The 21679-nt window shown below is 72.0% G+C and carries 16 protein-coding genes, 1 pseudogene and 1 riboswitch; of the genes and pseudogenes, 8 read left to right on the forward strand and 9 right to left on the reverse strand.

Annotation, left to right across the window (positions count from 1 at the left end; translation table 11 throughout):
* The first annotated feature begins 1292 nt into the window (after positions 1–1292).
* Entirely contained in the window at positions 1293–2720 is a 1428-nt protein-coding gene (locus AB0Q96_RS36680) for a multicopper oxidase domain-containing protein (protein ID WP_365333248.1), read from the forward strand.
* A 37-nt stretch (positions 2721–2757) separates the two neighbouring features.
* Here the strand turns inward: AB0Q96_RS36680 and AB0Q96_RS36685 are convergent.
* Positions 2758–2994 (reverse strand): annotated as a pseudogene (locus tag AB0Q96_RS36685) (transposase family protein); the annotation flags it as partial.
* Positions 2995–3208: 214 nt separating this feature from the next.
* On the opposite strand from AB0Q96_RS36685, the gene AB0Q96_RS36690 reads away from it, so the two are divergent.
* Positions 3209–4144: a transposase family protein gene (locus AB0Q96_RS36690; protein WP_365333251.1), complete on the forward strand. Its 936-nt coding sequence runs from the start codon at positions 3209–3211 to the stop codon at positions 4142–4144.
* Between the two features lie 78 nt (positions 4145–4222).
* Here the strand turns inward: AB0Q96_RS36690 and AB0Q96_RS36695 are convergent, their stop codons facing one another.
* Together AB0Q96_RS36695 and AB0Q96_RS36700 are read right to left on the reverse strand one after the other, a co-directional pair.
* Positions 4223–4549, reverse strand: a complete 327-nt coding sequence (locus AB0Q96_RS36695) for a hypothetical protein (protein ID WP_365333254.1) — start codon at positions 4547–4549, stop codon at positions 4223–4225.
* Positions 4550–4553: 4 nt separating this feature from the next.
* A protein-coding gene (locus AB0Q96_RS36700; RefSeq protein WP_365333347.1) for an IS5 family transposase occupies positions 4554–5377 on the reverse strand; the annotation gives its coding sequence in 2 pieces (ribosomal slippage) (positions 4554–5051 and positions 5054–5377; 822 coding nt in all).
* Positions 5378–6056: 679 nt separating this feature from the next.
* Between AB0Q96_RS36700 and AB0Q96_RS36705 the strand changes: the two genes are divergently transcribed.
* Positions 6057–6212 (forward strand): integrase, encoded by a 156-nt coding sequence (locus tag AB0Q96_RS36705; protein ID WP_365333256.1) that lies wholly within the window; start codon positions 6057–6059, stop codon positions 6210–6212.
* 179 nt (positions 6213–6391) lie between these two features.
* Here the strand turns inward: AB0Q96_RS36705 and AB0Q96_RS36710 are convergent, their stop codons facing one another.
* Both AB0Q96_RS36710 and AB0Q96_RS36715 read right to left on the reverse strand, forming a co-directional pair.
* Positions 6392–7915, reverse strand: a complete 1524-nt coding sequence (locus tag AB0Q96_RS36710; RefSeq protein ID WP_365333258.1) for an aldehyde dehydrogenase family protein — start codon at positions 7913–7915, stop codon at positions 6392–6394.
* A gap of 47 nt (positions 7916–7962) precedes the next feature.
* Complete coding sequence (locus AB0Q96_RS36715) at positions 7963–9243, reverse strand: GAF domain-containing protein (protein WP_365333349.1); 1281 nt, start codon at positions 9241–9243, stop codon at positions 7963–7965.
* Between the two features lie 157 nt (positions 9244–9400).
* Positions 9401–9506: riboswitch (ZMP/ZTP riboswitch) on the forward strand.
* A gap of 28 nt (positions 9507–9534) precedes the next feature.
* Between AB0Q96_RS36715 and AB0Q96_RS36720 the strand changes: the two genes are divergently transcribed.
* Both AB0Q96_RS36720 and AB0Q96_RS36725 read left to right on the forward strand, forming a co-directional pair.
* Positions 9535–10389, forward strand: a complete 855-nt coding sequence (locus AB0Q96_RS36720) for a tetrahydrofolate dehydrogenase/cyclohydrolase catalytic domain-containing protein (RefSeq protein ID WP_365333260.1) — start codon at positions 9535–9537, stop codon at positions 10387–10389.
* A gap of 338 nt (positions 10390–10727) precedes the next feature.
* Positions 10728–11522, forward strand: coding sequence for a hypothetical protein (locus AB0Q96_RS36725; RefSeq protein ID WP_365333262.1), 795 nt, complete (start codon positions 10728–10730; stop codon positions 11520–11522).
* Positions 11523–11544: 22 nt separating this feature from the next.
* On the opposite strand, the gene AB0Q96_RS36730 is transcribed toward AB0Q96_RS36725, so the two are convergent.
* Both AB0Q96_RS36730 and AB0Q96_RS36735 read right to left on the reverse strand, forming a co-directional pair.
* Positions 11545–12873: an SWF or SNF family helicase gene (locus AB0Q96_RS36730; protein WP_365333265.1), complete on the reverse strand. Its 1329-nt coding sequence runs from the start codon at positions 12871–12873 to the stop codon at positions 11545–11547.
* Positions 12870–15842, reverse strand: coding sequence for a DEAD/DEAH box helicase (locus AB0Q96_RS36735; RefSeq protein ID WP_365333351.1), 2973 nt, complete (start codon positions 15840–15842; stop codon positions 12870–12872). Before AB0Q96_RS36735 ends, AB0Q96_RS36730 begins: the two co-directional genes overlap by 4 nt.
* Positions 15843–16169: 327 nt before the next feature.
* Here AB0Q96_RS36735 and AB0Q96_RS36740 point away from each other — a divergent pair, with 327 nt between their 5' ends.
* The 3 genes from AB0Q96_RS36740 to AB0Q96_RS36750 all read left to right on the forward strand — a co-directional run bounded on the left by AB0Q96_RS36740 (position 16170) and on the right by AB0Q96_RS36750 (position 19845).
* A complete protein-coding gene (locus tag AB0Q96_RS36740; RefSeq protein WP_365333267.1) occupies positions 16170–17276 on the forward strand; it encodes an acyl-CoA desaturase in 1107 nt (368 codons plus the stop codon).
* A gap of 42 nt (positions 17277–17318) precedes the next feature.
* Positions 17319–17972 (forward strand): MOSC domain-containing protein, encoded by a 654-nt coding sequence (locus AB0Q96_RS36745; protein WP_365333269.1) that lies wholly within the window; start codon positions 17319–17321, stop codon positions 17970–17972.
* A gap of 250 nt (positions 17973–18222) precedes the next feature.
* On the forward strand, positions 18223–19845 hold the full coding sequence (locus AB0Q96_RS36750) for a phospholipase D-like domain-containing protein (RefSeq protein WP_365333271.1): 1623 nt from the start codon (positions 18223–18225) through the stop codon (positions 19843–19845).
* 101 nt (positions 19846–19946) lie between these two features.
* On the opposite strand, the gene AB0Q96_RS36755 is transcribed toward AB0Q96_RS36750, so the two are convergent.
* Both AB0Q96_RS36755 and AB0Q96_RS36760 read right to left on the reverse strand, forming a co-directional pair.
* On the reverse strand, positions 19947–20333 hold the full coding sequence (locus tag AB0Q96_RS36755) for a hypothetical protein (RefSeq protein ID WP_365333273.1): 387 nt from the start codon (positions 20331–20333) through the stop codon (positions 19947–19949).
* A gap of 355 nt (positions 20334–20688) precedes the next feature.
* Positions 20689–21606, reverse strand: coding sequence for a MurR/RpiR family transcriptional regulator (locus AB0Q96_RS36760; RefSeq protein WP_365333275.1), 918 nt, complete (start codon positions 21604–21606; stop codon positions 20689–20691).
* Positions 21607–21679 lie beyond the last annotated feature (73 nt).

Below are 21679 nucleotides of genomic sequence, written 5' to 3' on the forward strand. Positions count from 1 at the left end.
TCGGTGAGGGCGCCTACAGACGTGTCCCGGCGGCGACACGACTGGCAGAACACGCCCGCCTGCGGGACGCGACGGCGGCCTTTGAAGCAAGGCCTGGCAAGGTTCCGCAAGTCCGGCCGACCACGGCGTAGCGATGCGACGGGAACGGCCCTCCCGGAGTCGGCCCCCGTGCAGCGGCAGCCATCACCCGGCTCAGGCATGTTGGCCTCGTGCGGGGAGGGCATGCTGCGAGGCAACGGCTGGGAACGGACGCTCCTCCTTCCCTGCATCTCAGTCCAGTCCGCTGCGCGGCGCCAGGGGAACCGGGGCGATGTATCCATAAACCGGACTTATGGCGCCTGTGGTACGGAGTCGGGCGCACACCGCCAGCGCGCGAATGTCGGCATGGACCATCCCCTCGGGAAGGTGCATGCGCCCCACAGCCTTGCCGGTGTACCCCAGCCCGAGAACTGGCCAGCAGGAGCCGAAGGCCCGTCCAACGGATGCGGAATTGATGGTGCGAGTGCCCCGGTATTTGATGCCCAAGCCAGTCTGGCGATCTTGCTCAAGCACACACGCCCCTGCCAAGCCTGCACAGCGCACCCCGAGCCGAACCATGAGAGCGGGAAGGCCGACACAGCGGGTGATGCGGCCACCCGATCCGGATGGACGTCAGGGCGGGCCGGCGAAGCCGCCCAGGCAGACGATCGATCGCCGTGTGGACGGGGGGAGCGTGCCCTCGAATCACCGTCATCCGAGGCTTCCAGCAGGCGACGCCCTCGAGCGCGCGTGGGTGAACTGGACCCCCGCGCCACGACGCGCCGAGCGGGTCCCTGCCAGCGGGCAGCGGCCACGAGGTACACGTACGGCGAGTCATAAGTTGGGCATGTGAGGTGAAAGGTCGGGCGGGCCTACTCGTGACGGAACGCCCCGGTTGAGACTGATGGGGACGTAAATCGCGTTGAACCGGGCCCTTCTGAAGGGACGGGACCGGAGTGACGTATCCCTGCTTCCGGGCAGAGCCGCTGTCCGACAACGCCGGCTGGGGCGCGGAAGAGGGGACGAGGCCACCGCTTCCTCGCCGAGCACCCAGGAGCCTTCGCGCTGGGCTTGCTGGCGGTCGCACTGTACGTATTGCTGGTCGCCGCCTGGCTGACCGCCGCTACCCACATGCCTCGGGGCTACGCAACGGTACGGTCCTGGCCGCATCGGGGAGCCCCAACCGACGACGGCCCAGGCAATCCGAGGCCCCGCAGCCGTCCAGCACCTCACCTAGGAGAGATATGCCTCCCTCACGACGGACATTCATCGCCGTGGGCGCGACCTGGGCCCTCATGGCCGCGGTGCCGGGTTGCCGACGCGCCCGGCCGGATGGCGAGACCGAGCAGCGTGACCTGGATCCCGTCGCGTTCACTCGCAGGCTCGCGATACCGCCGCTCGCGGCATCGACCGTCGAAGAGGACGGTACCCGTGTCTTCGATCTGCACATGCAAGCGGGCGAAACAGAGTTCACTCCCGGGCGCAAGACCACCACCTGGGGCTTCAACGGCTGCTACCTGGGACCCACCTTGCGCGCGACGCGCGGCGAGACGGTCCGGGTGCGCGTGACAAACGGTCTTGACGAGGATTCGACGGTCCACTGGCACGGCATGCACGTACCGGCGGACATGGACGGCGGCCCTCACCAGATGATCCGGCCCGGCGGCTCCTGGGCGCCGCACTGGACGGTTGAGCAGCCGGCTGCGACGCTCTGGTACCACCCTCACCCGCACGGGGCAACTGCACGGCATGTGCAACAGGGGCTCGCCGGAATGTTCATTCTCGACGACGAGGCCTCGGGACTGCGGTTTCCTCACACCTACGGCCGTGACGACGTGCCGTTGATCGTGCGGGACGTACCGTTCGGCGGCACGGGGTCCGGCGCGGGACGCAACGAATCGGGCGGCACGGCCTTCCTCGTCAACGGCACTCTCGAACCACATCATGAAGTACGCGACGAAACCGTACGGTTGCGGCTCCTCAACGCATCCGCCTCCCACGTGTACTCCTTCGGTTTCGCCGACAAGGACTTCATCCTCATCGGCACCGACGGCGGCCTGCTCACCGCACCGACACCCCTGGAGATCCTGCAACTGTCGCCGGGGGAAAGAGCCGAGATCATCGTGCGCATGCGCCCCGGTGAGCGCAGCGTCCTACGTCACTCCTCATCGAACCCATCCAGGGGCAACCGGCCGGACGCATCCAGCCCCGGCGTGCTGGAGCTTCGGGCAGCTGCCGAACTGCGGCCCTCTGCGACACTGCCCGCGAAGATGGCGCTGCTGGATCTCCCGCACGCGAAGGACTCCTCGCACGAGCGGGACTTCGTCTTGAGGATGCCGGGTATCAACGGAGGTTCGATGGACATGGCCCGCATCGACGTCTCCGTCGTGCGCGGCACGACGGAGACGTGGATCGTCCGCAACGAGGACGGTATGGCGCACAACTTCCACGTGCACGACGTCCAGTTCAGGGTGATCTCGGTCAACGACGAAGATCCGCCGCCCGAACTGAGGGGTCCGAAAGACACGGTGTTTGTGCCGAGCGGGGCGTCGGTGAAGCTGGTGGTGCGGTTCCAAGGGCCCGCAGACCCGAACACGCCTTACATGTACCACTGTCACCTGTTGCCCCACGAGGACAGCGGAATGATGGGCCAGTTCGTGGTCGTGGAAGCGAGCAGCGATCCACCGTCGACCTACCCGTGATCCCTTCGGCCGCACATACCGCCGAAGGGCAGGCCCAGTCTGCGAGCAGGTTCGTCACTGTGGTGACGCAGGCGTGCGCGGTGCCGACGGATACGCCGAAACCGGCCGCGATCCTCGCGAGGCTGTCGTGGCGGCGCAGGTACACCAGAGCGACGAGTGCGCGCTGTTGCGGCGGGAGCTTGCACCGCCGGTCACCCTCAAGGGTGTCGATGAGCATCCTGCCGCACTCGACCAACCCGTGTGGGAGGTCGAGTGCGGCAGGCTGGGAAGCCAACAGGGCGCCCCGGCCAGTGGGTTGAGACGTCGAACACCCCCTCAACGGCAGCTGAAGGAGTCACCGGTAGCCAAGTTCTCGAACGTGAGCGTGTCGCCGCTCTCTCCTGGGCGGTGGTCAGCGTCGATCGGGAGCCCTGGGCCCCGGCACTCGCGGGGTGCAACTTACGAGCTGGTGCGTGATTGGGGTGGAAGGGTGGCCGCGTGAGGGTGGGATGATCCAGCCTGTGGTGATCACGGTCGACCGGCGGATTCTCGCGCATCAGCTGTTCACAGGGATCTCCCGGCAGCATTTGGCCTGCCTGGTCGAGGAGTTGGCCGGACCGTGGCAAGCCGTGGTCGAAGGTCGTCGTCACGCGGCACGCGGTGGGGCAAGGAAACGTGAGACGGGGGCCGGTGCCCGCCATCGGCTGGTGTTCGTCGACCGGCTGGTCGTCACGCTGATCCACCTGCAGCACGATCTCCCGCACTCCGTCCTCGCCCTGTTGTTCGGCGTCGACCGCTCCACCGTCACCCGTGCGATCGGAGAGATACGCGGGCTCCTGGCCGAACGTGGATGCGCGGTCCCCGACCGTCCTGGCCTGCGGCTTCGAACCCTGACGGATGTGTTCGCCTACGCCCAGGCCGAAGGCGTCGAGCTGCGTCTGGACGCCACCGAGGTCCAGGTCCGTCGGCCCGCGGCCGGCCGCGGCGGACGCCGGGCATTCGTCTCGGGCAAGAAGAAGCAGAACACAATGAAGGCCACCGTCATCGCCGACTCTCAGGGCCGCACACTCTGGACCGATGCCCTGCGTCCAGGGCGGATGCACGATGCGACCGCTGCCCGCAACGAGGGCATCGGGACCTGTTTCCAGTACTTCCCGGACGCGGAAGTATTTCTGGACGACGGCTACCTCGGCCTCAGGCGCGACCATCCCGGCCAGGCGATCACACCGCCCAGAAAGCCCAACAAGATCGCTTTGCCACACGTACACGCAGCCAGAGAAGAGGCCCGGCACCGCCACTCATCGAAGCGCATCACCGTCGAGCACGCGCTCGCCGACCACAAACGCTGGAAGCAGCTGACCCGTTGGACCCACCGACGCGAAGCTCTGCCTGACACCTACCGGGCCATCGCCGGTCTCGTCTCCGACCGCGCCGCCAACGCCTGACCACGACCCCGATCAGGCAACCACGCCTCCACCCCAATCACGCACCAGCTCGTTAGAGGCCCTGACACAATGAGGTAGTCACCAGCAGGCGACGCACTGGGTGAGGTCTTCCGAGAGGACGATGGTGAAACGTCTCTGCGATCCAGTGAGAGCCGCCATGTAGACCCGAGCTGTTCCTGCGGCCTGGAGCCCGGCGATGGCTTCCTCAAGTCCGGGCCGAGGTGTGACGCCCGTGTCGACCATGACTTCGTGGCGCCAGGACCAGATGTCCCAAAGCTGTTGCGCGGAAGCCGTTTGGTTCAGGAAGACCTCGAAGTCCGCGCCTGCCTTCAGCTCGGCCAAAGCTGCGCGTGCAGTGATGCAGCCATCCTGGGAGAGTACGGATTGCAGGGCGTCGCGGTTCATGCGATCAGTTTGCCGGGCCGGCCAAGGACAGCACCTGGCGGTGAGTGATCAGGCAGCACGCGAGCTTGAAGAAGGCTTCGTGGATGTCGGCTCGGCGTTCCCAGCGGACGCGGAGTCGTCTGAAACCGTGGAGCCAGGCGAAGGTGCGCTCGACCACCCATCGGTAGGCGCCCAGGCCGCTGCCATGGGCTGTGCCGCGCCGGGCAATGACGGGGAGGATCCGACGGGCCCGGACCTGGTACCGGTAGATGTCGTGGTCGTAGCCGCGGTCGGCGAAGACCGACTGAGGCTTGCGGCGGGGTCGCCCGGGCCTGCCCCGGACGGCTGGGACCGCATCAAGCAGGGGCATGAGCTGGGTGACATCGTTGCGGTTGTCGCCGGTGAGGATGACGGCGAGCGGGGTACCGTGGCCATCGGTGATCAGGTGGTGCTTGGAGCCGGCCCGTCCCCGGTCGACTGGCGATGGGCCGGTCTGAAGCCCCCTTTTAACGCCCTGACGTGGCTGGAGTCGACGACCGCCCGGGACCAGTCAAGCCGGGCGGCGGCGTTCAGCTCGGCCAGCAGCACCTCATGCAGCTGCTGCCAGACCCCGGCCTCGTTCCAGTCCCGCAGTCGACGCCAGCACGTCATACCGGACCCGAAGCCGAGCTCCTGGGGCAGGTGTTCCCAATGGACGCCGGTATGCAGCACGAACAGGATCCCGCACAGCACCTGCCGGTCCGGGACCGGCTTGCGACCCGGGTACGTGAACCGCCTCTCCCGCTTCGGCAGGAGCGGCTCGATCCGCTCCCACAGGTCATCCGACACGATCCACGGTGAAGCCCCCATGGCCGGACAACGCCGAATCCGACGACCGGACACGGCCACCAGGAACGATCCACCTCATTGTGTTGGGGCCTCTAAGAGGGCGGCGTTCGGTGAAGTGCTCAATCGGGCTGTGGAGAGAGGGTACTTCGAGCGGAACCCGCTCAACGGTGTCAGGTGGAGCCCTCCGACCGTCAACGAGGAGGTCGATCCGGCTGGCGTGCCCAACCCTGGACAGGTGGCGCGACTGCTTGCGGCGGTCGCGGGTCTCCCTGGACGCGGCCCGCACCTGGAGGCGTTCTTCGGCTGCATGTACTACGCGGCCATGCGGCCGGCTGAGGTCATCAATCTCCGCGTCGAACAGTGTCACCTGCCGAAGTCGGGATGGGGGCTGCTGAATCTGTCTGGGGGTGTCGTCATCGCGGGTAAGGACTGGACCGACGACGGCAACGTGCACGGCTACGGCTACGCGGCCCGTTCCCATCCCACCGCAGTTCGTACGGGTGCTCGCCGCGCACATCGAACGATTCGGCGTGGCACCAGACGGTCGGCTGTTTCGGAACGGGAAGGGGAACTATGTGGATGCGGCGGCATACGGCGTCACGTGGGCGCGGGCGAGGGAGTGCGGCCTGACACGCCTGGAGCGCGCCTCAGGTCTGGCCAAGAGGCCCTACGACCTTCGGCATGCCGGGATCTCTTTCTGATGTACTCCGGCGTCGATCCGGCCGAGTGTGCCCGCCGGGCCGGCCAGAGCATCGAGGTCCTCTTACGCTTTTACGCCAAGTTCCTGGACGGGGTCCGGGAGCAGGCCAATCGCCTCATCGAGCAGTCGATGGAGGAATGGGAGCGCATCCACTGAGGCGGGACTCCCGCCGGTGGACCGAGCTTGGACCGGAAATAGACCGGAACAGCTTGTCAGAAGCGGGATACCAGTGGGATAAACCGGGAGTTCCGACGCAAGTCGGCCGCTGCGATGGATGAGGCTGCCGAGAGGCGCCTGACGGGCAAAGCGCAGGTCAGGCGCCACTTTTCGTGCCCCTAGAAGAAGCCGAGCTTCTTCGGCGAGTACGACACGAGAAGATTCTTCGTCTGCTGATAGTGGTCCAGCATCATCTTGTGGGTCTCGCGGCCCACGCCCGACTGCTTGTAGCCGCCGAACGCCGCGTGGGCCGGGTACGCGTGGTAGCAGTTGGTCCAGACGCGGCCCGCCTGGATGGCGCGGCCCGCGCGGTAGGCGGTGTTCGCGTCGCGGGTCCAGACGCCGGCGCCGAGGCCGTACAGGGTGTCGTTGGCCGTGCGGACGGCGTCGTCGAAGTCGGTGAACGACGTGACGGCGACCACCGGGCCGAAGATCTCCTCCTGGAAGATCCGCATGTGGTTCTCGCCCTCGAAGATGGTCGGCTGGACGTAGTAGCCGCCCTCCAACTCGCCGTCGTACGAGAGGCGCTGACCACCTGTCAGGATCTTCGCGCCCTCCTGCTGGCCGATCTCCAGGTACGAGAGGATCTTCTGGAGCTGGTCGGCGGACGCCTGGGCGCCGATCATCGTCGCCGTGTCCAGGGGGTGCCCGGGAAGGATCTGTTCCGTGCGGGCCACGGCCGCTTCCAGGAACTCGCGGTAGTGACCGCGCTGGATCAGGGCGCGGGACGGGCAGGTGCAGACCTCGCCCTGGTTGAGGGCGAACATCGTGAAGCCTTCGAGGGCCTTGTCGCGGAAGTCGTCGTCCGCCGACCACACGTCGTCGAAGAAGATGTTCGGCGACTTGCCGCCCAGCTCCAGGCTGACCGGCTTCAGGTTCTCCGCCGCGTACTGCATGATCAGCCGGCCGGTCGACGTCTCGCCCGTGAAGGCGATCTTCGCGACCCTGGGGGAGGACGCCAGGGGCTTGCCCGCCTCCTCGCCGAAGCCGTTGACGACGTTCAGGACGCCCGGCGGCAGCAGGTCGGCGACCAGGCTCAGCCAGAAGTGGATGGAGACCGGGGTCTGTTCGGCCGGCTTGAGGACGACCGCGTTGCCCGCCGCGAGCGCGGGGGCCAGCTTCCACACCGCCATCAGGACCGGGAAGTTCCACGGGATGATCTGCGCGACCACGCCCAGCGGCTCGTGGTAGTGGTACGCCACGGTGTCCTCGTCGAGCTCGCTCAGCGCGCCCTCCTGGGCGCGCAGCGCTCCCGCGAAGTAGCGGAAGTGGTCGATGGCGAGGGGGATGTCCGCCGCCAGCGTCTCGCGCACCGGCTTGCCGTTCTCCCAGCTCTCCGCGACGGCCAGCGCCTCCAGGTTCGCCTCCATCCGGTCCGCGATCCGCAGCAGCACCTGGGCGCGCTCCGCCGGTGCGGTGCGGCCCCAGCCCGGCGCCGCCGCGTGCGCCGCGTCCAGCGCGCGTTCCACGTCCTCGGCCGTACCGCGGGCCACCTCCGTGAACGCCTTGCCGTCGACCGGGCTCGGGTTCTCGAAGTACCGGCCGCGCGCCGGGGCGACGTACTCACCGCCGATCCAGTGGTCGTAGCGGGGCTCGTACGACATGATCGAACCCTCGGTGCCGGGTGCGGCGTAACGGGTCATGGGCTGGGCCTCCTCGTACCGCGCCGGCCGTCCCTGGCCGGCTGTGCTCAGCGGCGAGTCTGCGCGGTCCGACGTTGCAACCCCGTTGCGCCCGCCGACAGTTCGGCGTCCAGCGCGGTCAGCCGCGCCCGTACGGCCGGAGCCTGCGCCGTCGGTACGGCCGCGGCGAGCGCCCGCCACACCGCCACGTCGTCCTCGCCCCAGGCGCTGTACGCCCAGTCCGCGAGCAGCCCCGGATCGGCCCGGTCCACCAGCGCCGCCCGCAGCCGCCCGGCCAGCCGGTCCCGGAGCCGCACCACCCCCGGGGCCCGCGAACCGGGCAGCAGCGGCCCCGCGTACTCCCCGAGCGCCGTCGCCACCGCCCCCGAGGCGAGCCGCCGGTCCACCGTCAGGAAGTCCGCGTCGACCTTCCCGGTCAGCCGGTACGGGCGAGACGCCAGCAGCTCCGCACCGAGCAGCCCCCGAAGCCGCGACATCTCCGCCCGCAAGGTCACCGGGGTCACCGACTCGTCCTCGTAGAGCAGCGTCAGCAGTTCGTCACCGCCCACCCCCTCCGGCCGGTGGGCCAGCACCGTCAGGATCTCGCTGTGCCTCCGGGTCAGCCGCAGCCGCCGCCCCGCCGACTGCCACAGCGCCTCGTCCCTGCCCAGCGCCGAGAGCCGTGGCCGCGCCCCGGCCGGGGCGGGGGACAGGAGCGCCAGCTGCGACTCCGCCGCCCGCGCCACCGCCTGCACGAACGCCAGGCTGTGCGGATGCGCGAGCCCGTCCCCGCCCGTGATGTCCACCGCGCCCAGGAGCCGCCCGCTGCGCGGGTCGTGCACCGGCGCCGCCGCGCACGTCCACGCCTGCGCCGGGCGCTGGAAGTGCTCCGCCGCGCACACCTGCACCGGCCGGTCCACGGCGAGCGCCGTCCCCGGCGCGTTGGTCCCAGCCGCCGTCTCCGACCAGCGCGCCCCCGGCACGAAGTTCATCCGGCGCGCACTCCGGAGCGTCTCAGGGTGCCCCTCCACCCACAGCATCCGTCCCGCCGCGTCACAGACCGCGATCAGATGCTCGCCGTCCCGCGCGTACGCCCCCATCAGCTCACGGATCACCGGCATCGCCGCCGCCAGCGGATGCTCCTCCCGGTGCCCCGCCAGCTGCTCCTCGTCGAGCTCGACCCGCGCCGCGCCGTCCGGGCTCACCCGCGCCCGCACCGAGCGCCGCCACGACTCGGCGACCAGCGGCCGCACCGGCGGGACACCGAGCGGCCCCCCGGCGGTGAACGCCTCGTGCGCCCGGCGCACGGCCCCGGGGCCCGCCCCGGCCGCCCCCGCCGTACTCGTCACCGCACCGCTCAACTCGGCCTCCCCGGCTTGGCCGTTCGCCTCGTGGACGTCATCGTCCTCGCCATCGTCGTGCGCGCGCGAGGCGCCGACAAGCGTCCGCGTCACCTCGCATATGCCCCCTGTCCGGTACCCGTCACGCGGACCGTCACGTACAGTGGTGCCGGGCCGTGACTGGCGCTTGAGGTGGATCACCACCGGGGAGCGGCCCGGCGGACGCGCTCACCGGCGCGGTCGTGTCGCGGTCGCGCGCCTGGGCATCCACCGGTCATCGTCGACGCCCAGGAGTGGCCCATGTCCACCAGCACCGCCCGCCTCATGGACGGCACCGCGCTCGCCCGCCGCACGGTCGAGGAGACCGCCGTCCGCGCCGCCGAGATCACCCGCCGCACCGGCGTCACCCCCTGTCTGGCCACCGTCCTCGTCGGCGCCGACCCGGCCTCCGTCACGTACGTCAAGATGAAGCAGAACCGGTGCGCGAAGGCCGGAATCCGCTCCAAGCACGTCGAGCTGCCCGCCGAGACCACCACCGAAGAGCTGGTCGCGGCGATCACCGCCCTCTCCGTGGACCCCGAGGTCCACGGCATCCTGCTCCAGCACCCCGTCGGCCCGCGCATCGACGAGCGCGCCGCCTTCGAGGCCATCGCCCCGGAGAAGGACGTCGACGGCGTCACCATGGCCTCCTTCGCCGCCATGGGCTTCGGCCTGCCCGGCTTCGTCTCCTGCACCCCCGGCGGCATCATGCGCCTGCTCGACGCGTACGAGGTCGAGCTCAGCGGCAAGCGGGCCGTCGTCGTCGGCCGAAGCGCCATCCTCGGCAAGCCGGCCGGTCTGCTGCTCCTCGGCCGCGACGCCACCGTCACCTACTGCCACTCCCGCACCACGGACCTCTCCGCGGCGATCCGCGAGGCCGACATCCTCGTCGCCGCCGTCGGCAAGCCGAACTTCATCAAGGGCGAGGACATCAAGCCGGGCGCCGTCGTGATCGACGCCGGCTACAACCCGGGCAACGTCGGCGACGTCGATTTCGCGAGCGCCGCCGAGCGGGCCTCTCTCATCACGCCCGTGCCCGGCGGTGTCGGCCCGATGACCATCGCCGTCCTGCTCGCCCAGACCGTCGAGGGGGCCGAGCGCCAGCTCGGGCTCTGACTTGTACGGAGCGGGGGCCGAGGCCGTTCGAGGTGCCGGTGGCGCTGCCGGTGCCGGCACCGGTGCCGGCGGCGGTTCGAACAGCGGCCGTTCGAGGCGGCGACGGTTCGAGGCGGCGACGGTCCGGGTGGCGGCGGTCCGGGTGGCTGTCCCGGTTTGCGGTGGGGTGTCCGTTGACGCCGCCCCCTGACCGCCGGTCGCCGCCGTCCGTGCCGCCCGCCTCGGGGGCGTGATCAGGGTCTCGCCCCAGCAGCGGGATTGTCACGGTTCTGTACGAGCGGAGCCCAAGTCCCGGATATCGCTCGCCACATGGGCGATGCCAGGTGAACCTGTTCCCTATGCTCCACCCGCCGACGGCACCCCCGTCCCGCGGCGCCCGGGACCCTCGACGGCCGGGCGCCGGCGTTCTGCTCGTCGCGGCGCTCGCCGCGGTCCTGCTCCTCTCCGTCGCCCTGACCGCGCGCGGCGGCACCGACGCCCGCGCGCCCCGCGCCGTCGGCTCCGCGCGCGCCGGCGCGGACACGGCGCCGCCCCCGGACGCCGGACCCGCCGGCGGGCGTGCCGACACGCCGTACGACACGCCCGGTCAGCACCCCTCCGCCCAGGGCGAGAGCCCCTCGCCCCTGCCGACGCGCACGGCGGCGGCGACCCGATCGGCGAAGCCCCGCCAGGTCCGCACGGCCTCCTCGTCACCCAGCGGCTCCGGCTCCGCCGCCACGCCCACGGCGACCGGCCGGACGCCCGCGCCGACACGGACCACGCCGCGCCGCTCGACGGCGCCCTCGGGCACCTCGTACGAGCGGCTGCGGGTCGGCGAATGCTTCGACATCGACCGCGACGCGCCGGGCACCGTCGTGCGACGCACCTGCGACACGCCGCACGACGCCGAGGTCGTCGCCCGGCTGCGGCTCACCGGCAGGTACGCAGACGACGGCGCGGTACGGGACGCCGCCGCCGACCTGTGCCGGGGGCTGCTCCGCCGCAAGGCCGCGGACCAGCCGCTCGGGACCCGCTGGACGACCTTCGTCCAGTACCCGTACCGCACCAGCTACCTGCTCGGCGACGACACCGCCGTCTGCAGCCTCGCCGCCCCCTCCGGCTCGGGCCGGAAGCTGACCGCGCCGCTCCAGTGACACCGCCCGGCGGCGGCCCCCGTCAGGGCGCCGCCGCCACGGCCGCGAGCGCCGCCGCCGGGTCCTGCTCCGCCGGTCCCGCCGGGCTCCAGCGGCCGTGCTCCTTGCGGTACGGCCACCAGCGGCCGTCGACCCCCAGCCGCAGCTGGGCGTCCGCCCCGGCGACCGTCCAGCGGGCGGCGCCGACGGGCCTCAGCTGGGGCCGCTCGCCGTCCTCCCATGCCTCCGCGAGCTGCGCCCCCGCCCGTGCCAGCGCCTCGGGAGCCGGGACCCGGTGTTCCTCCAGGACCTCCAGCGCCGCCGCGCCGCCGAACCGCCACGCGCGCACCGCCAGGTCGAGCTCGGCCCGCCCGCGCCCGGAGCCCTCGGCGAGTCGCGCCGCGATCCGCGACACGGGGTCGCCCGCGGCCAGCCGCACCGCGTCCTCGGACGGCGAGAGCCGGGCCTCGTCGACGGCACCGGTCAGCATCCGCAGGGCCCTGGCCGCGGCGTCCGCCGCCAGGAACTCCAGCGCCGCCGGGTCGATCCCGGGCTCAGGGCCGTCCTCGGTGTCGAGCGACGGCGGTTCACCCGGCGCGGCGGGCGGGACCGGCGGGTCGGGAAGCGGCGGCAGGATGCCCCCGGCCGCGAACGCCTCCTCCGCCGACACGCCGGTCGTGGGCGACCCGCCGGACCGGCCGCCCGCGTCCACCGCAGCCGACCCGCCCGAGGCGGCGGACCCGCCGGACGCCCCCGGCACGGCAGCGCCCTGGGGCCCCTCGGCACCGGCGGCGCGTGCCGCGCTGCGCTCGTGCAGCGCGTCGATCAGGGCCCGCTCCCCGCGCCCGCGCATCAACAGGAGCACGAACGGATCCTCGTCGAGCAGCCGCGCCACCTGGTAGCACAGCGCCGCCGTGTGCGGGCAGTGGTCCCACGCCTCGCAGCCGCACTCCGGCTCCAAGTCGCCGACGCCCGGCATCAGTTCGAGCCCGGCCGCCGCCGCGTCCTCGACCAGGTGCGGGGGCAGCTCCCGGTCGAGCAGGGCCGCGATGTGGCCCGCGCTGTCCGCCGCGAGGTCGAGCAGCCGGTCCCACTCCGCCTCGGACAGCTCCTGGAGCAGCACGTCGCTCCGGTAGGCCGTGCCGTCGCGGTCCTGCACCACGGCCGTGATCCGGCCCGGCCGGACCGACACCGCACCCACCGCCCCCGCCCGGGCGTGTCGCCGCCCCTGCTTCAGCTGCTGTCCGTCGAGCGCCGTGTCCTCCAGCGCCTGCAGCCAGGCCCGGCCCCACCAGGTCCGGGCGAACACCGAGCCCCGCACCGGCGGCAGCGCCGCGAAGGTCCGCTCGTCCTCGGTCCCGTACTCGCTCATCGTCCGTCCTCCCCGCGCAGCCGCACCAGCTCCGCGAGCTCCGCGTCCGTCAGTTCCGTCAGGGCCGCCTCGCCGCCGCCGAGCACGGCGTCCGCCAGCTCGCGCTTGCGCTCCAGCATCTCCGCGATCCGGTCCTCGATCGTGCCTTCGGCGATCAGCCGGTGCACCTGCACCGGCCGGGTCTGCCCGATCCGGTAGGCGCGGTCCGTGGCCTGTGCCTCCACCGCGGGGTTCCACCACCGGTCGTAGTGCACGACATGTTCGGCCCGGGTCAGGTTGAGCCCGGTGCCCGCCGCCTTCAACGACAGCAGGAAGACCGGGACCTCGCCGGCCTGGAAGCGCTCGACCATCGCCTCCCGCTCGGCGACCGGCGTGCCGCCGTGCAGGAACCGGGTGGGCACGCCACGCCCGGCGAGGTGCGCTTCCAGGAGCCGCGCCATCTGCACGTACTGGGTGAAGACGAGGACGCTCGCCCCCTCCGCGAGGATGGTGTCGAGGAGCTCGTCGAGCAGTTCCAGCTTGCCCGAACGGCCCTCCACCCGGGGGCTTTCCTCCTTCAGGTACTGCGCCGGGTGGTTGCAGATCTGCTTGAGGCCGGTGAGCAGCTTGACCACCAGGCCGCGCCGCTCCATCCCGTCGGCCTCGGCGATCGCGGCCAGCGTCTCGCGGACCACGGCCTCGTAGAGACCCGCCTGCTCCTTCGTCAACGCCACGGCCCGGTCGGTCTCCGTCTTCGGCGGCAGTTCGGGGGCGATCCCCGGATCCGACTTGCGGCGCCGCAGCAGGAAGGGCCGCACGAGCGAGGCGAGACGCTCGGCCGCCGCCGGATCACGGCCGCCCTCGACGGCCGAGGCGTAGCGCGTACGGAACGCGCCGAGCCCGCCGAGCAGCCCCGGCGTCGTCCAGTCGAGGATCGCCCACAGCTCGGAGAGGTTGTTCTCCACCGGCGTGCCGGACAGCGCCACCCTCGCCGCGCCCGGGACGGTGCGCAGCGCGCGGGCGGTCGCCGAGTACGGGTTCTTGACGTGCTGGGCCTCGTCCGCCACGACCAGGCCCCACGCCCGCTCGGCGAGTCGCGGCGCGTCGAGCCGCATCGTGCCGTACGTGGTGAGGACGAACTCGCCGTCGGCGAGGGCGTCCAGGTCGCGCGCCGGGCCGTGGAAGCGGCGCACCGGCGTGCCGGGGGCGAACTTCTCGATCTCGCGCTGCCAGTTGCCCATCAGCGAGGTCGGGCAGACCACCAGGGTGGGACCGGCGGAATCCGGGTCGGTCTGCCGGTGCAGGTGGAGGGCGATCAGGGTGATCGTCTTGCCCAGGCCCATGTCGTCGGCGAGGCAGCAGCCGAGTCCGAGCGAGGTCATCCGGTGCAGCCAGCCGAGGCCGCGCAGCTGGTAGTCGCGCAGGGTGGCGGCGAGCGCGGCGGGCTGGGCGATCTCCTGGGCGTCGCCCTCCGGTTCGGCGAGCCGGGCCCGCAGCCGCTCCACCCAGCCGGTCGCCTCGACCTCGACCCGGCGCCCGTCGACCTCGGTGGTGCCGGTGAGCACGGCGCCCAGCGCGTCGACCGGGGTGAGCTTGTGGTCCTGGTACGTACGGGCCCGCCGCAGCTCCTCGGGGTCGACGAGCACCCACTGGTCCCGGAGCCGTACGAGCGGCCTGCCCGCCTCGGCGATCCGGTCGAGCTCGGCACGCGTGAGCTCCTGGTCGCCGACGGCGAAGCGCCAGTCGAAGGAGAGCAGGGCGTCGGCGGACAGGAACGAGGGCAGGGCGTCCCCCCGGTCGCGCGCGCCGCGCCCGTCGCGCGGCTCGCCGGAGTCGTCGAAGTGACCCGTGCCGGGGGCTTGTTCGTCTCCTGCGTGCGTGCCCGGCGGGCCGATGACGGCGCGGGCGGTGAGCCGGTTCGCGAGCTCGCGCGGCCAGTGGACGCGGACACCCGTGGCGGCCAGCGCGCGGGCCGCGGGACCCAGGAGCTCCGCGATCTCCTCGTCGGCGAGGTCGACCGCGTCGGGGACGGCCGCCGAGAGCAGCGGAGAGAGCGCGGGCCAGGCGCGCGCCGCCCGGCGCAGCGCGAGCAGGGCGTCCATCCGGGCCCGGGGCCCGAGGGCGGCACCCGCCGGGGACACCCCTGCCCACACCTCGGCCGCGTCCGCGACCAGGGTGGGGTCGGCGACCGAGTGCATCTGGAGGACGGCGCGGAAGGCGGGGCCGGGGGAGGCGACGCCGGTCCCGGTCTCGGCGGGCTCCACGGTTCCCGAGAGCTCGGCGGACCGGTCGGCCGCCTCCGCACCCACCAACTCCAGCCGCAGCGACAGGCGTACGCCCGCGTCATGACCCGCCGCCACGTCCGCCGCCCAGCCGCGCTGCCGCGGGAGCTCCTGCGGCTCGTGGCTCTCGTCGGCGGCGAAGGCGGGGCCGCCCGCCGCCAGGGGCGCGGCCGGGGTACGCGGCAGCACGTCGGCGACGGCGTCGGCGAACGCCCGCAGCAGGCCCTCCTGTTCGGGGAGAAGCAGCGGCTCGTCCTCCGCGCCGGCCGCCAGCGGTACGGCGTGGGCGGCCGGCGGCATGGAGGCCGCGAGGTCGCGCAGCGCGGCCAGCTCCTCGGGGCCCAACGGCCCGGCCCGCCACGCGTCGCGGTCGGTGGAGGTGAGCCCGGGCAACAGCAGGCCCCGGGCGACCAGGCCGAGGGAGAACAGGGCCGCCGCGCCCCAGAACGCGGCCGCGGGCGAGGCGTCCTCGGCGGACCGCGCCCGGACGAGCACGGGCAGGGCCTCCCGTACGGGCAGGAACAGCGCGGGCACGGTCCGCGGCAGCACGTCGTCGTCGAGGACGGTCAGTTCGGTGGCGGCGGCGTCCGCCGGGGGTCGGAACTCCGGTCCCCAGAACGCGATCCGCCCCGCGCGAGGGGGGTCGGAGGGGAGGAAGACGGCGGAACAGCGGCCCAGTTCATCGGGGGACGAGGGAGCCGGGGACAGAGGCGACGGAGACGAGGACGAGGATGACGGAGACGAGGACGAGGACGACGGCGAGAGCGGCAGCGACAACGCATTCCTCAAATTTGACTACTGGTGGGTCGAGCGGCCGAGGGTACCTGAACGCGCCACCCTCACGCGTCGATCGACACCGTGATCTGGATCACCCCGGCGCGCCGTGGTGGGGAAGGCCCCACCCTCACCCCAGGGGCGCCCCCCGAACCGGCCCGGGTGGTGACGCCATGGCCCGGACCGATCACCGATCCGTAGGTTTCGAGTGGCCGCCACGACCCCGCGCGGCGACCCCTTCCAAGGACCCCGGAGCCCGTCATGTCCCAGGCCACCGCGACGCTCGCCGCACCCCTCGCGGCACCCGACCCGCGCCCCGCCCGCCGTCAGGGCGGGGGCGGCGGAAGCGAGTTCGCCCCCCTGCTGCGCACCATCAAGGAGCAGGGGCTGCTCGAACGCCGGCCCGGCTGGTACGCCCGGGGCATCGCGGTCAACCTGCTCGGCATCGCCGCCGTCGTCACCGGCCTCGCGCTCATCGGCCCGTCCTGGTGGGCACTGCTCCTCGCGGTGCCGCTCGCGCTGCTCTCCGCCCGTGTGGCCTTCGTCGGCCACGACGCCGGCCATTCCCAGATCACCGACCGGCGCGGGCTCGGACGGGTCATCCAGCTCGTCCACGCCAACCTGCTCCTCGGCATGAGCCGCGAGTGGTGGAACGACAAGCACAACCGCCACCACGCCAACCCCAACCACCTGGACAAGGACCCGGACGTCGCCGCCGACATCCTCGTCTTCGCCGCGCACCAGACCGGCGGACGCACGGGCCTGCGCGGCTGGCTCACCCGCCACCAGGCCTGGATGTTCTTCCCGCTGACCACCCTGGAGGGCATCGCCCTCAAGGTGTACGGAGTCCAGGCGCTGCTCGCCCAGGACGGCCCCTACCGCACCCGCCGTGAGCGTCTCGTCGAAGGCGGCCTGCTCCTCGCCCACCTCGCCGGATACGCGGCGCTGCTGCTGACCCTGCTGAGCCCGCTCCAGGCCCTCGCCTTCGCGCTGATCCACCAGATGCTCCTCGGCGTGCACCTGGGGATGGCCTTCGCCCCGAACCACAAGGGCATGGAGATGCCGAACGCCCACCCGGACGGCGACTCCTGGGGGCACCTGCGCCGCCAGGTGCTGACCTCGCGCAACATCCGCGGCGGGGCGCTCACCGACTGGTTCCTCGGCGGTCTCAACTACCAGATCGAGCACCACCTGTTCCCCAGCATGCCGCGCCCGCACCTGCGCCTTGCCCAGAACGCGGTGCGCGCGCACTGCGCCGAGGTCGGCATCCCGTACACGGAGACCGGCTTCGTCGCCTCGTACCGCGAGGCACTCGGCCACCTGCACGAGGTCGGTGCCCCGCTCCGCGCCGAGGAGCGCGTCGCATAAGGTCGGGGCGCGCGACACCCGAGGAGAGGGGAGCTCCAGGTCATGAGCGGTACGAGCGGTACGAGCGGTGAGCACGAGGTCGACCAGGCCGACCAGGCCGACCAGGCCAACGAGGCCGGCAAGGCCAAGGGCGCCGGAAAGGCCAAGGAAGCCGGGGAGGCCGTGGTCACCACGGTCAGCAGCAACGGGGTCTACTCCTTCACCAAGCCCAACCGAGAGAGCGTCACGCTCCTCGCCGGGCTGGGCGTGGAGGGCGACGTGCACGCGGGCGTCACGGTCAAGCACCGGTCCCGGGTGGCCAAGGACCCGACCGTGCCCAACCTGCGCCAGGTCCACCTGATCCACGCGGAGCTCTTCGACGACGTGGCCCTCGCCGGTTTCGAGGTCACCCCCGGCGCCCTCGGGGAGAACATCACCACCCGGGGCATCGACCTGCTCGGCCTGCCGACCGGCACCCGGCTCCACCTCGGTGCCGAGGCGGTCGTGGAGGTCACCGGACTGCGCAACCCGTGCGCGCAGATCGACACCTACCGGCACGGACTCCTGAAGCAGGTTCTCGGACGGGACGAGGAGGGCCGGATCGTCCGCAAGGCGGGCATCATGTCGGTCGTCCTGGCGGGCGGCGAGGTGCGCCCCGGCGACACGATCCGCGTCGAGCTGCCGGCGGAACCGCACCGCGCCCTGGAGATGGTCTGAGCGGTGGCGGAGGGTCGGTCTGGCGGTCGGCCCCGTGGCCCGGCGGCCTGGCGGTCGGCCTGGCGGTCGGCCCGGCGGCCGGGACGGTCGGGAGGCGGCCGGGACGGTCGGGATGGCCGGATGGCCGGATTCCGACCGGTTCGCGTGAACCAATGAATACTTACTGGTAACTTGCGCGAGTTGATCAAGGTCGGGGGGCCGTTCCGTGGTGCCCTCCGGCCTGAGCCACTCCCCATTTCAAGGAACCACATTGGCACGCACCGTCCGCACGACGGCCCTCGCCCTGACCCTCTCCTTCGCCCTGCTGCCCGCCGTTCCGGCGACCGCCGCGTCCCCGGCGCCCGCGCCGCCGGCCGCCGCGGCCGGGTCCGCCACCCCGCACCTGGACGCCGTCGAGCAGTCCCTGCGCCAGGTGTCCCCGGGGCTGGAGGGCTCCGTCTGGGAGCGCACGGCCGGGAACCGGCTGGGCGCCTCCACCCTCGGCGGCTCCGACTGGCTGCTCCAGACCCCCGCTTGCTGGGGTGACCCCACCTGCGCCGACCGCCCCGGCTCCCGCCGTCTCCTCGAGAAGGTCCGCGAGGACATCGCGCGGGCGCGGCAGAGCGTCGACATATCCACCCTCGCCCCGTTCCCCAACGGCGGCTTCCAGGACGCGATCGTGGCGGGCCTGAAGGAGGCGGCGGGGAGGGGTGACCGGCTGACGGTGCGCATCCTGGTCGGTGCCGCGCCGGTCTATCACGCCAACGTGATCCCCTCCGCGTACCGCGACGAGCTCGTGGCCAAGCTGGGTCCCGACGCCGCCCGCATCACCCTCAACGTGGCCTCGATGACCACCTCGAAGACGAGCTTCTCCTGGAACCACTCCAAGCTCGTGGTCGTGGACGGGGAGACGGTGATCACCGGCGGCATCAACAGCTGGAAGGACGACTACCTCGACACCACCCACCCGGTGAACGACGTCGACCTCGCCCTGTCCGGACCGGCCGCGGGTTCCGCGGGCCGCTACCTCGACACGCTGTGGGACTGGACCTGCCGCAACAAGAGCAGCTGGAGCAGCGTCTGGTTCGCCTCGTCCAACGGCGCGGACTGCCTGCCCGCCCTGCCCCGGACCGCCGCCCCGGCCGGCGGCGGTGACGTCCCCGCCATCGCGGTCGGCGGCCTGGGCGTCGGCATCCGGCAGAGCGACCCGTCCTCGGTGTTCACGCCCGTCCTGCCGGACGCCTCCGCCGCCAAGTGCGGGCTGACCGGCCGCGACCACACGAACGCCGACCGGGACTACGACACGGTCAACCCGGAGGAGAGCGCCCTGCGCGCGCTGGTCGCGAGCGCGACCGAGCACGTCGAGATCTCGCAGCAGGACCTGAACGCGTTCTGCCCGCTGCTGCCCCGTTTCGACATCCGGCTCTACGACACCCTCGCGGCCAAGCTGGCCGCCGGCGTGAAGGTGCGCATCGTCGTCAGCGACCCGGCCAACCGGGGCGCCGTCGGCAGCGGCGGCTACTCGCAGATCAAGTCGCTGTCCGAGGTGAGCGACATCCTGCGCGGTCGCCTCAAGGCCGTGACGGGCGACGACCGTACGGCTCGGACGGCCATGTGCCAGAACCTCCAGCTCGCGTCGTTCCGCGCCTCGTCCAAGGCGACCTGGGCGGACGGGAAGCCGTACGCCCAGCACCACAAGCTGGTCTCCGTCGACGACGCGGCCTTCTACATCGGCTCGAAGAACCTGTACCCGTCCTGGCTCCAGGACTTCGGCTACGTGATCGAGAGCCCCGCCGCCGCACGACAGCTCGCGGACGGCCTGCTCGCCCCGCAGTGGACGTACTCGCAGGAGACCGCCACGTACGACTACGCGCGCGGCGTCTGCCAGGGCTGACGGACCGCGAGGCGTCTGCCGGGCTGACATACAGCCCGGCACCGGGGCGTCCCACGTCGTCCCGGACGCCCGGGGCTGCCTGGACGACCCGGCCCTTCCGGTCAGCGCCTCCGCTGACCGGAAGGACCCACCAGGAGCGCCTCGGAGACCAGGCGCACACCTCGGGAGAGCCGCCCCAGCTGGTCGAGCTCCATGGCGTACATCCTGATCGCGTTCTCGATGACGACCTCGGCCACGCCCATCCTCGGCAGCTCGGCCCGGCTGGTCTGGAGGGCGGCCCGCACTGTGCGTATCTCCTGCTGGAGCTGCAACTGCACGTGCCGGGTCAGTACGGCGGGGTGCCGGGTGAGGGTCGCGTAGCCGCCGTAGCGGGCCGGGAGCAGGTCCCGAAGCCATCGGGTGGCGGTCCGTTCCCAGTCGTGCGTGCCGGGGGCCTTGACCTGGAGGGGCCAGTCGGGGCTGTGCGTGAGGGTGGCCGTCTGGGACATTCTCGTCACTTCCGAGGGGTGTCGAAGCTCTGATCGAGACAGTGAGGCAGGCGGCCTCGGCCCAGGGGGGGTTGGCCGAGGCCGCCACGGGCGTTCCTCGTGATCCGCCGGCCTTGACCGTCACCCGGTCGCACCGCGAGGAGGTGCGGTGCGCTGGGTGGCTGATTCGACGAGGACATGGGGTCGTCCTCCCTGGCTCCTGGCGGATCCGGAACGCCGGAGTCAGTAAATATATATACCGTCGAGTACGCAAGGGTATGAAAAATTTCATGCATGCGGCGGTGCTGTATATCCCTCTGCGGAGAGCGCCGCCCGGCCTGCCGGGAGACGGCCTCCGCACCCGCCCGACCTGCTGTTACAGGAAGAATCCGTGCTGGTCTGCGACCTGCTCGTACTGTTCGAGGCGGGCCTGGGTGCGCTCGGGATCGGCGTCGGCCATGGCCTGCAGCAGCGCGGCCGAGAGCATGCCCGGAGCCGCGTACGAGTCGAACACCAGCCGCGAGCCGGTGCCGGCGGTCAGCACCACGTCGGCCTCCTCCACCAGCGGGCCGACCGTCGGATCGGTGATCAGCACGACCCGTAGGCCGGCGCTGCGGGCGGCCCGGAGCGCGGCCAGGGTCTCGTGGGCGTGCCGGGGCATGGCGAAGGCCAGCACCCAGCCCCCGCCCGCCGCCCGGGCCTGGAGCAGCGCGTCGAAGGCCACGCTGCCGCCCCGGGTCACCAGGCGCACGTCCGGGTGGATGCGGCGGGCGGCGTACGCGAAGTACTCCGCGAGCGAGACCGAGATGCGCAGGCCCAGGACGGTCAGCGGGACCGAGCGTGCCAGCTCGCGGCCGATCTCCAGGACCTGGTTCGTGTCGGCGAGGAGGCGCCGGACGCTCTCCAGGTTCTCGATCTCCGCGTCGACGGCGGCCTGGAGCTCGTTCTGCCGGATCTGCTCGCGGCTGTCGGGGGTGCCCGCCACCGCGCTGAGGGCGATGGGCTGGAGCACGTCCCGCAGGGCGGGATACCCGCTGAATCCGAGGGAGACCGCGAAGCGCGTCACCGACGGCTGGCTGACGCCGACCCGCTCGGCGAGCTCGGTGATGGAGAGGAAGGCGGCCTCGGTGAGGTGGTCGATCAGGTACTGGGCGATCCGCCGCTGGCCGGGGGAGAGCCGGCGTCCGTCGAAGAGCGCGAGCAGCCGGTCGGCGGGCGCCTTCTCCTGCTCCGGCGGGTTCCCGCCGGGCGTGATCGCGGCTGCCTGTGCGCGTGCCTGCTGCCCCGATGACACCGGCGGACCTCCCTCTCACGTCGCTCGTGTTCCAACATAGCCCACGCCCCGCAGGCGGATGATCATTGCGCCG

Origin of the sequence: Streptomyces sp. NPDC093111 (assembly GCF_040683955.1) — a bacterium.
Taxonomy (GTDB): domain Bacteria; phylum Actinomycetota; class Actinomycetes; order Streptomycetales; family Streptomycetaceae; genus Streptomyces.

What these genes read in the sequence shown, in the direction of transcription:
- AB0Q96_RS36690 (WP_365333251.1), top strand. Translation starts at nt 3,209, where the DNA reads ATGATCCAGCCTGTGGTGATCACGGTCGACCGGCGGATTCTCGCGCAT.
- AB0Q96_RS36695 (WP_365333254.1), bottom strand. Translation starts at nt 4,549, where the DNA reads ATGAACCGCGACGCCCTGCAATCCGTACTCTCCCAGGATGGCTGCATC.
- AB0Q96_RS36705 (WP_365333256.1), top strand. Translation starts at nt 6,057, where the DNA reads ATGTACTCCGGCGTCGATCCGGCCGAGTGTGCCCGCCGGGCCGGCCAG.
- AB0Q96_RS36710 (WP_365333258.1), bottom strand. Translation starts at nt 7,915, where the DNA reads ATGACCCGTTACGCCGCACCCGGCACCGAGGGTTCGATCATGTCGTAC.
- AB0Q96_RS36720 (WP_365333260.1), top strand. Translation starts at nt 9,535, where the DNA reads ATGTCCACCAGCACCGCCCGCCTCATGGACGGCACCGCGCTCGCCCGC.
- AB0Q96_RS36725 (WP_365333262.1), top strand. Translation starts at nt 10,728, where the DNA reads ATGCTCCACCCGCCGACGGCACCCCCGTCCCGCGGCGCCCGGGACCCT.
- AB0Q96_RS36730 (WP_365333265.1), bottom strand. Translation starts at nt 12,873, where the DNA reads ATGAGCGAGTACGGGACCGAGGACGAGCGGACCTTCGCGGCGCTGCCG.
- AB0Q96_RS36740 (WP_365333267.1), top strand. Translation starts at nt 16,170, where the DNA reads ATGTCCCAGGCCACCGCGACGCTCGCCGCACCCCTCGCGGCACCCGAC.
- AB0Q96_RS36745 (WP_365333269.1), top strand. Translation starts at nt 17,319, where the DNA reads ATGAGCGGTACGAGCGGTACGAGCGGTGAGCACGAGGTCGACCAGGCC.
- AB0Q96_RS36755 (WP_365333273.1), bottom strand. Translation starts at nt 20,333, where the DNA reads ATGTCCCAGACGGCCACCCTCACGCACAGCCCCGACTGGCCCCTCCAG.